The following is a 10,774-nucleotide window of genomic DNA, read 5'->3' on the forward strand; positions in this document are numbered from 1 at the left end:
GCATGCGTCCCATGCTTTAGCCGTTGCCTCACTGTATGAAAATGCGTTTGGACATAAGTTTAAAGCCGCGATTCCCAGCAAAGCGCAGCGGATTCATTTGCTGGCTGAATCCTTTAATCCGGATTTTTCTTTTGTGGTGATCTCGAATGGAAAAATCGTGGGTATTGCCGGGTATCAGACCGCGCAGGGATCACTGACGGGCGGGATAACCTTAAGACGGTTATGGCGTGTACTGGGCTTCTGGCGCGGAACCTGGGCAGCGGTTGTCCTGAGTTTGTTTGAACGCAAGCCTGATCCCAAAGAGCTGATCATGGACGGCATCGTGGTGGATCCTGCTTGTCGTGGCCTGGGGCTTGGTTCGAAACTGCTATCGCACATTATTGCGTATGCCAGTGAAAATCAGTATCAGAAAGTGCGGCTCGACGTTATCGACAGTAACCCAAGAGCCAGAAAACTGTATGACGAAAAAGGTTTCCTCCCAGTCAGAACCGATCGTTTTCCTTATCTGAAATGGCTTGTTGGCTTTTCTGGCTCAACCACCATGATCTATCACCTGCGCGGCGACTGACATTTTCTTAAGTTTTGATCTGCGATCTGAATGACAGGATTGAATCATTCACTGAATGCATCTATGATTTTGTTAATCACTTGATTAATGAAATGAGAAATGATGTCCCGAGGCAGACCACAAGATCCTGAAAAACAGGCACAGATGATGTCGGCACTCCTTGATGCTGCCGAAAGATTACTGGATCAAAAATCTTATCAATCCATCACCATTCGTGAGCTGGCAGCGGAAGCCGGCACACAATCCGCCATGATCAGTTACTACTTTGGGAACAAAGAAGGGCTGTTTATCGCGCTTCTGGACCGGAGCGGGCGTCAGCGCCAGCAGCGGATACAGGAAGTCGTGTTTTTACTTGAAACCCAGCCAGAATCCGTTTTACCGGTATTGGTTGACCGGATCGCAGACATGATGTCTGAAGAACCATGGCTGGTTCATTTGATCAAAGACGAAGTGCTGACTCGCGAGGCAAAACTGAGAGCGCATTTCGTGAAAACCTTTCCTGCCCGGATGGGGGAATCCTTGCTGAATCTGTTCACGACTTTGCAGCAGAAAGGCATTCTCCGTGAAGATATTAATCCGAAATTTGCCACCGCATCGCTGATCAGTCTGATGGCTTTTCCAATGATTGCCGAGCCATTGATTCAGGATGTACTGGGCGTTGATCGCCAGGTGCTTCGCTCCAGTGCCTGGAAACAGCATCTGACGTTATTACTCACACAAGGTTTGGGCAGTCCGCCCAGGTAAGGGGCTCCACATGAAATGCAATCGTCTGAAAGTCATTTTAAAATCCAAACTCGCGTTGCCCATGCTCGCTGTGGTGGGATTGCTGATGTTGGTTGTGCTGTTCAAAACACGTCCACCAGTCAACCACCAGTCAACTGAAATGACGCCCATTGCTGTAACTTTTATCGAAACGGCGCCAAGGGTGATTCGTCCCGAACTGGTGGGGCATGGTTTCATTGAGCCGACCCAAAAAGTGGTGGCACTGGCTGAGGTGTCTGCAAAGGTGGTCCGGGTCTCGCCTTATTTGAAACAAGGCAGTCTTGTGAATCAGGGGGAGGTGCTGGTTGAGCTGGATCCTGCGGACTATCATCTGGCACTCACTCAGGCGAAAGCGGAGCGGGCGATTGCAGCAGCGAATTTACGGGAAATCGATACCACTGCGGAGAACCTGACACAGCGTGACGCGCTGATTCAGGAGAACATCGCAGTAGCACAGCGTGAACTGAAGCGGAAAAGGACGTTGAGCGAGCGGGGCGCACAATCCGATTCTCAGGTCGACAGTGAACGGCAAAAACTGATTCAGCTCCGCCAGCAGCAAGCGATACTGGAAAATGAAATCGCCACGCTGCCAGCAAGACGCCATGTGCTGGAAGCAAAACATGCACTGGCTGAAACGAAAGTTACACAGGCCCAGCGAGATTTAGACCGGACCCGGATTGTGATGCCTTTTACCGGTCGGCTTACCGCCGTTCATACGGATCGCTTCCAGTATGTGCCTGCGGGACAACGCTTATTTGAAGCCAGCGGTATCGATCAGATGGAAGTGAAAGCGCAGTTCCCTATCGCGAAACTCAAACCCTTTTTGAAGCTACTGTTTGAAGATCACGGAACTGGGGTTGATCTGACGGATGCGGGACAATTCGGCCCCTTGCTGAGTCAACTGGGGCTTGAATCCACGATACAGGTGCCGGGTTTTTCGGAATCGGTCTGGCGCGGGCAGATTGTGAATCTGGGGGAGTCGCTGGATCCGCAATCGCACACACTGAGTATTACCCTGACGGTCGATCAGCCATACCGGTTTTTGTCGCCGGGCAAAAAGCCGCCTTTGCTGGCAGGGATGCCAGTCATTGCGACGCTGGTGGGTTCCCCGGTTGAGGCGGTGGTTCTGCCGCGCCATGCGCTGCATGCTGGCGCGCTTCTGACTGCTGACAAGCAGGGCCGTTTGAGCCGTGTGCCTGCGACGGCCAGCCTGACGATGCAGGATTGGGCGTTGTTTACACCGGGTCATATTCCGGACGGCACCCGAGTGATCACCAGTGATGTACAGCCCGCACTGGATGGATTGCCGTTATCGCTGACGCCGGATCGCCTGGAAGCCACACCGACTATGCTGGCGCAGTCGGCAGGAGTGGGCCAGTGATGATCCGATATTTTGCCAGCCACCCGACGGCGGCTCATTTACTGATGATCCTGCTGATACTGGCAGGGTTATTGACACTGCCATCCTTAAAGCGGGAGACCTTCCCCAGGCTTGCTTCAGACACGGTGCGTGTGCTGGTGCCTTATCCTGGAGCAAGTCCGAGAGATGTTGAAAACGGGATTTGTCGCCCCCTGGAAGATGCGATGGAAGCGATCCCCAATCTGCTTGAAGTCTTGTGTGAGGCCAGGAATAACCTCGCACAGATGACACTGACCATGGTGGAGGGCCGGGACTTTTCGGTATTTCAGGAAGACATCCGCTCTGCCGTTGACAGTATTGACAGCTTTCCGGATGAAGCGGAAACCCCAGTCGTTGAAGAGATGGGGAGAACCAGCCCCGTGGTGACGATTGCTGTGACGGCGTCCGGTCTGTCCCAGACGGAATTAAAAACACTGGCAGAGCAGTTGAAAACCAAAATGTTGCGGCAACCTGAGATACCGATCGTCCGGATTGAAGGCTTTTCAACGCGGCAACTTCGGGTGTCAGTCAGCCCGGAGCAACTCCGTTTTTACGGATTAACACTGGAAGAGGTCAGTCAGCGGATTGCTTCCCAGAATTTGAACCTGCCTCTGGGATCCTTAGAGACAGTGTCCAGATCGTATGATCTGAGTCTGGATGATCAACGCGTCACTGCGGCTGAACTGGCCAATCTGACCATTTTAAGCGGGCACACGGGCAGCCAGATCCAATTGAGCGATCTGGCGACGATTGAAGAGCGATTCAGTGAGCCGGAAAATCAGGCCCGATTAAACGGACAGCCAGCGGCCTTGCTGAATGTCCGGAAAAATATCACGGATGACAGCTTGTCTGTACTTGCAGCAGTTGAGTCCTTTGTGTCGGCTGAGCATGACCATCTCCCCGAGAGTGTTCAGCTTACCCTGATTCAGAACAATACCTCGATCGTGGTGGATCGTTTAAACATGCTCATAGAAAACGCCTGGCAGGGATTGATTCTGGTGTTTCTGAGTCTGCTGCTGTTTTTTCGCCTGAGTTTTACCTTCTGGGTGGTTGCCGGATTACCCGTGAGTTTTCTGGCGAGTTTCTTTGTCCTGTCATCGCTTGGCATCACGCTCAATATGATGAGTATTGTGGCGCTGTTACTGGCATTGGGCATTTTAATGGACGATGCCATTGTTATTTCAGAAAGCATTGCCGAGCAGTCCAGACTGGGAAAAAAGCCGCTGGCAGCAGTGACAGACGGGGTCGCTCGTGTGGCCAGCGGAGTGCTGTCTTCCTTTGCAACCACGGTGCTGATTTTTGGGGCCTTATTATTCATTGAAGGAGAGATTGGACAGGTCCTTCGCGTGATTCCTGCGGTATTACTCGTGGTGATCTCGGTCAGTCTGATTGAGGCGTTTTTAATATTGCCCAGCCATTTGCATCATACCCTGATGCATGACAAGCCATCGCCGGACAACCGATTCAGGACCCGAATCAATCAGGCATTTCTGCAATTGCAGCAGCGCACGGGTCAGGCGGTTGAACGTGCCATGCATTACCGTTATGCCGTCCTTGGGGGCAGTCTCGCATTACTGATGCTTTCGGTTGGGATGCTGGTGAGCGGTCATCTGAAGTTTCAGGCCCTGCCGGACATGGATGGGGATGTGCTGGAAGCAAGGCTGATCCTTCCGTCCGGGACTCCGTTCCATGTCACAGCGCAGTCGGTTGATCACGTGCTGAGTGCGCTGAACCAAGCCACGGATTCACTGGCGTCGCAAGCATCTGAATCGCTGGTGAAAGCGATCACCGTCACCTACAGCCACAATGCGGATGCCTTTGAGACCGGCGCGCATCTGGCAACGATCAGTGTGGACTTGCTCACGGCTGAGCAGCGGGTGACTGAAATGGATACTCTGACTCAGGCCTGGTCAGACGCGCTACCGGCGCTGCCTCAGGTTGCTCAGGTGATTTTCACCGAGCCGTCTCTCGGTCCTGCGGGCAGAGCCATTGAATTACGCTTGCAGGGAAGGGATCTTGCGCAGTTATCAGAGGCGTCCTACGGACTCCAGCAATGGCTGAAAGGGTATGCGGGCGTTTATAACGTGTTCGATGATTTACGGCCGGGTAAGCCCGAGCTCAGGTTTACACTCAAACCGGAAGCTCTGGCGTCGGGCCTCACATCTGCTCAGGTCGCAGCGCAGCTCCGGCAGGCATTTCATGGTGTGACCGTCGATGAGATTTACCGGGGAATTGATGATCTGGAAATCACAGTACAGCTTGCCGCCGAGAGTCAGCTGAATCTTGAATCTCTGGAATACTTTCCTTTACTTCATCCACGGACCGGGGACCGTATCCCCTTGCTGAGTGTGGCTGATATCTATTTTGAACGGGATTACTCGCGGATTCATCGTATTGACAGTCAGCAGATCGTCACTGTATTTGGCGCAGTTCACAGCCAGAAAGCCAATGCCCAAGCGGTGGTGACGGATACACTTGCGCGTTTTCTGCCTGAATTGCAAACCCGCTTTCCCGGCATCACCCTTCAGGTGGAGGGCGAGATAAAAAACAGCCGCATCACCCAGACCTCGGTCCGCAATGGGTTTCTGATCGGATTGATCGGTATTTTTGTGCTGCTGAGTATTCAGTTCCAGACTTATGCTGAACCCCTGATTGTGATGCTGGCGATTCCGTTGTCACTGATCGGTGTGATTGCAGGCCATATGTTGATGGGGTATCCGCTGACCATGCCCAGCATGGTGGGATTTGTCTCGTTGGCTGGCATTGTGGTGAATAATGCTATTTTGCTGGTGACTTATGTGAAAGCCAATGTTCTGGAGGGGATGTCCTTGCAGGATGCAGCCCGAAAAGCCAGTGAAGCGCGTCTCCGGGCTATGTTACTGACAACCGTGACCACCATTGCTGGCATGCTGCCTTTGTTATTCGAAACCAGCCTGCAGGCGCAGGTCATGATCCCGTTAGTGATCAGCATTACGTTCGGTTTACTGGCCGCAAGCCTATTGGTGTTGTTCGTGGTGCCTTGCATTTACGGCATTCTGGCTGATTATCGTGCACTGAAGGCGCATAAAAGCTGGACACCTGTGACGGAAAGCTGAGATCTTAAGCCCAAAGAGACTGTGTGACCATGGGATTTGGATCTGTGCTTCAGTACGCTGAAATCAACCATCGTCTTCACTTTGATGGACTCAGTCACCGCACATTTTGAATGCAAGACACCCCGTGATGTTCAAAAATTTGACGACATTGATCCGCTTCACAGATATGAACAAGTGTCGTAATGACAGCTAAAAAAGTGATTTTGACAGGCTGTTTCTTCTTTTCTATCAATAGGATGAGTCGCTAAGCATCTGATAGAATATCGCCGTATTCTTGTTCAGTTCATGAGGAAAGCGTCATGGGAGTCACGATCAGTGCTGATGGTCTGAGTATTGTTCATAAAGGGTCTGGCGGTGAAGCGAATGCTGCCGTCCCGGATGTATGTATGACAACGGTCGGGCCACCCGTTGTTCCTATCCCTTACGGAAACAATGCCAAATCGGCCGATCTGGCCGATGGCAGCACAACCGTCACCGCCGATGGTGGCAATAGCATTGCCCTGAAAAGCAGCCAGTTTTCGTGCAGCACCGGCGATGCAGGCGGCGATAAAAAAGGCATTGTTTCCGGTACGACCGAAGCGGAAGCCAAATTCACCACAGCATCTTCCACAGTGAAAATTGAAGGTGTCGGGGTGGCCCGTAAAACCGATATGATGACCATGAACGCAGGCAATACCATGTGTTTTGGTTGTGAAAACCCGTCGGTGACTGTTCAGCCAGATGAAGACAAAACCCATGCGCTGCGTGTTCAATGTCGTTACACGTCCGGTAAACCGCTCGCCAATGCCCCTTTCAAACTGAAAGATGAATCCGGTGCCGTTCTGGCAGAAGGCACACTGAATAACGCAGGTGAAGCCATTGTTGACGGCTTGCCCACCAAAGGCTGCACCGTTGAATACGGTGAAGCGCCAGCACCTTATAAAATCAATTATCCTCGCCCTGCCAACCCGGATAAAGCCACGCTTGATGACGAGGTGTTTTTTGACCGCGCATCACACATGTGCGTGCCATTCTGGGTCCCGAGAGGCGATATGCAAAAGCGCATCTGGGGCTATCTGGGCGAAACGCTGGCAGACAGCCTTGAATTTCGTCACATGCTGGAAGTGGAAATTCGCGCGCATCTGCCATTGAACCCCAAACCGGGTCAGGCAGAAGAGATCGCAGCGCGTCTGATCAACTTCTTTGACCAGCAGCCCGTGTCGGAGCAAGACATCCTCGGCCTGATCAGCACCATGCTGCCGATACTGGAAGCAGACGGCGTCTTGTTTGATCTGTTCGTCAATTATCACAAAGAGGAATCCGGCAACAACCTGCTGGCTTCCATGCGTCATCTGGGCACTGGCAACCCGAGTGAGTGGCTGGGCAACCTGGACTGGGACGCCAAGGCAACCCTGCTCAGTCGCGAATGCGGCAGCATTCTGGAAAAAACGGATGCCAGGCTGGAAGCGATCCTTTTTCACTCAGATACCCGTGGTTATACCTATATCTCCGACAACATCAAAGCCCATCGGGAATCGGTGAAAGCAGTCCGCAAAAACCTGCCCGATGACATTTCAGCGGCAATGAGCGGCCTGAAACAGAAAATCGCCTCCATTCGCAGCAAGGGCGAAAACATCATGGTGGTGCCGACCAATAACCAGCGTACCACGCAGGGCGGCAGTATTACCGATGTGGTGCACTCGCTGAACGCATTGCCAGCGCCGCTGGCGATTCGACTGACTTACGATGACATGGAGCAAACGCCAGCAGGTTATGTGCCTTACTCTGTCATGTTCGCCAATGGCGAAAAACAGGAAGGAAAACTGGATGCGAACGGCAGTGTGATGCTGTACGGCGTGCCTCAAGTCGGCGCTGAAGTGACGTTTGGTGACAAAGAAGCAGCGAAAAAGGCAGAAAAGGAACTCGAAAAACACAGGGAAGCGATCCCTGAGGCACTGAATGGCCTGGTGGGCGACATGGTGCAGACTGCCCGCCAACAGGCTGCAACCGCGCCGATGATCGCAGCAGAGCAGTTTGCTGAACTGAAGGCCAGCGTTGAAGCAGAACTGGCAGAAATGCGCAGCCGTAAAGACGCTTTTGATGACTTGTCATTTCTGGAGCAAAGCTGGTCTTATGCGAAAAGCACCGGTATGGGGATCAGCTCAGGTGTCACCGACTATCTGCCTGATTTTGGCGAATTCGGCGAACTGATGGACGAAGCCGATATTGGTATCGACCTGCTGGTGAAAGCCATTGTGGACGGTGATATAGACGTGATGCAGCGTAAACTGCAGGAAGTTGACCGGGTGAAGCTGGGCCTGCAGGAAGCCAGTCAGGCAATGGAAATACTCTTGCTGTTAGTGGTTGATCCTGAAACACGATCATATCTTGCCAGCCTGCCACGCCTTTTTCTGGAAGCCATGCCAGCGGATGAACTGACGCGCCTGGCGGTGTCGCAGGGTACGCAAAAAGGTATCGATTTTGCCGCTGTTACAGGCGGTACTGCCTTGGCCGGTGCTGTCAGTGGTGGCGTCGGTGCCCCTGTTGCCGCCATCGCCATTACCGGTGGCGTCACTGCCCGAAACGGTGGTAAAGCACTGGAAGGTCTGATTGATGTGCTGATGAAGATCTCCGACAGCAAAAAGACCACGCTAAACCGCCATGAGAAAAAACAGCATGAAAAGGATAATGAGACTAACCTGCCGAAAGAATGCCCGATCTGCGATGACCCTAAATGTAAGAACCGGAATCGGTTGAAGCCGGGGAAAGGGAATAATGGTGATGGAGCACACAGAGAAAAGCTTCAGCGACAATACAGAAATCAAGGCAAGGAATATCCGAAAGATCACCCTTGGCAATATGACGATCAATTAGTCTTACTTGATATTCATCATGTCATACCGAAGGAAGCGGTAAAAGGTATGCAATTTAAAAGGTTATTCGATGACTTTAGCTATGACATTAATGAAGTTCATAACTTAATATCACTGCCGTCAGATATGAATTTGGCATGTGAATTGGCAGTACAAAGGCACAAAGGAAAACATTCTTTAGGTTTAGCATTGAGAAATGACCAAACAGCTTTTTCAATATTGATTGATCACGAGAATAATAATCGGATTGAAAAAATAAAGAAATTTAACTCTAACCTTAAAAAGAAAAACAATGACCTTGCTTACCCTAAAGCATCTAAAAATTTAGTTTTAGATGTTAAACGGAATATGGAGCATGGTGAATTCTGCAAACATGCGGGAAATCAGAAAAAGATGAATGCAATGTTTGAACGTGATATGAAACGAGTGAGTAAAGATATTCTTAGTTTTATACAAGAGTTTACTTGGACAATAGCATGGGATAGCAGAGACTATACTCCAGAAAGCAAAAAAGGTTGTTGTAATGTATCGAGTATCCAGTCTAAAAGAAAAGGAAATCAACGAGGTGTTGATTGTCAATTGAACCGAGATCACGGCTTGGGTTACGGGACATTAAAAAATAAACTTTATTTAGGTCAATAAAAATGAAATATGATAGTCAATACTATATGTTAAACGAAAGTGGTCGTGCAACGGATTATATGTTAGATCAAATTGATGGTTCTGATGAAGGCTTAGGGAGACTCATGGCCATTCATCCAATTCACAGAAGAGTGTTGGGACCGGGAAGAGTTGGTATTTCAGAGGGTAATCGTGCTAAGTTCCAACCGTGTGATTACCATGAAACCGCAGAACAATTGGTCTCTGAAAAATTCAGGCAAGTTCTGGTACCATTTAACTTGCCAGGCATAGATTTTTATCAAACTGACATTATTAATGATGATAAAACATGGTCTGATTATTACTTTATGCATATCTGGAATCACCATAAAGCGATTGATAAAAAACGGAGTGAAATCAAAGGAACCTATGTTAGGAACAGATTTACCCTGTTGAAGCTGTCCTTAGATGAAAAAGTCCTTGACCAAGTACCTTTAGAAAAAAGGCTTGTTTTTACCTTGGAAGAAAAACCTGTTTTTTTGTTTCATGAGTCTGTCGTTGCAGCCCTCAGAGCCGCTGACCTCAGTGGCTTAGGCTTTCGTCGTGTGGATGATTGGTCTATCGGTTCTGCCTTTGAAGACGACGATGATGATTCCTATGATGATTTGTAATTGATATAAATATGTTATTGATATTGGCCCCTTCAGTGGGGCTTTAATGATAGATACGGCTGGAGCCATTCAATCCGGAGAACAAGTTTGGTTGGCCTATGATGATGAGGCATTATATTTTCATCCAGATTTGGCGTATAGGATTCAGCATGCAGATCAACATATTCGGATTCATCGGAAGCTGTAATCATGAAATACGATAGTCAGTATTATCTACTGGAAGAGAGTGGCGATTCAACTAGCTACATGTTAAACCAAATTGAAGGTTCAGATGATGGGTTAGAGAGATTAATGTCTCTTTTTCCTATTCACCGAAAAGTGCTGGGGCCGGGCCGGGTAGGTATATCTGAAGGTAATCGCGCTAAGTTTCAACCGTGTGACTATCATGAAACCGCAGAGCAGTTGGTCTCTGAAAAATTCAGGCAAGTTCTGGAGCCGTTTCACTTACCCGGTGTAGATTTTTATCAAACCAATATCGTCAATGGCGATAAAATTTGGTCAGAACACTATTACATGCATATCTGGAATCATCATCAAGCGATTAATAAAAAACGGAGTGAAATATTAGGGACCTATGTCGGTGACAGATTTACTCTATTGAAACTGTCGTTAGATGAAAAAGTCCTTGATCAAGTACCTTTAGAAAAAAGGCTTGTTTTCACCTTGGAAGAAAAACCTGTTTTTTTGTTTCATGAATCTGTCGTTGCAGCCCTCAGTGCCGCTGATCTCAGTGGTTTAGGCTTTCGCCGTGTCGATAGCTGGTCGATTGGATCTGCCTTTGAAGACGACGAAGATGATTTTTATGATGATTTGTAATTGATATAAAT

Annotated in this window: 7 protein-coding genes; all 7 read left to right on the top strand. The window is 49.6% G+C overall.

Going from position 1 to position 10,774, the window contains the following annotated elements; translation table 11 throughout:
- On the top strand, nt 1-568 hold a 568-nt coding region (locus L6J37_RS20940), incomplete at its 5' end, for a GNAT family N-acetyltransferase (protein ID WP_237796465.1).
- Between the two features lie 99 nt (nt 569-667).
- Nucleotides 668-1,312: a TetR/AcrR family transcriptional regulator gene (locus L6J37_RS20945; protein WP_192016748.1), complete on the top strand. Its 645-nt coding sequence runs from the start codon at nt 668-670 to the stop codon at nt 1,310-1,312.
- Nucleotides 1,313-1,322: 10 nt separating this feature from the next.
- Nucleotides 1,323-2,711 (top strand): efflux RND transporter periplasmic adaptor subunit, encoded by a 1,389-nt coding sequence (locus L6J37_RS20950; RefSeq protein WP_218387382.1) that lies wholly within the window; start codon nt 1,323-1,325, stop codon nt 2,709-2,711.
- On the top strand, nt 2,711-5,824 hold the full coding sequence (locus tag L6J37_RS20955; protein ID WP_237796474.1) for an efflux RND transporter permease subunit: 3,114 nt from the start codon (nt 2,711-2,713) through the stop codon (nt 5,822-5,824). Before L6J37_RS20950 ends, L6J37_RS20955 begins: the two co-directional genes overlap by 1 nt.
- A 299-nt stretch (nt 5,825-6,123) precedes the next feature.
- The gene (locus tag L6J37_RS20960; RefSeq protein WP_237796467.1) at nt 6,124-9,318 is read left to right on the top strand and encodes a PAAR-like domain-containing protein; all 3,195 of its coding nucleotides are present in this window, start codon (nt 6,124-6,126) and stop codon (nt 9,316-9,318) included.
- A gap of 2 nt (nt 9,319-9,320) precedes the next feature.
- Nucleotides 9,321-9,947, top strand: a complete 627-nt coding sequence (locus tag L6J37_RS20965; protein ID WP_237796469.1) for an imm11 family protein — start codon at nt 9,321-9,323, stop codon at nt 9,945-9,947.
- Between the two features lie 189 nt (nt 9,948-10,136).
- Nucleotides 10,137-10,763, top strand: a complete 627-nt coding sequence (locus L6J37_RS20970) for a hypothetical protein (RefSeq protein WP_237796471.1) — start codon at nt 10,137-10,139, stop codon at nt 10,761-10,763.
- The last annotated feature ends 11 nt before the right edge of the window (nt 10,764-10,774 follow it).

The sequence above is a fragment of the Photobacterium sp. WH77 genome (assembly GCF_022014395.1).
GTDB classification, from domain to species: Bacteria; Pseudomonadota; Gammaproteobacteria; order Enterobacterales; family Vibrionaceae; genus Photobacterium; species Photobacterium arenosum.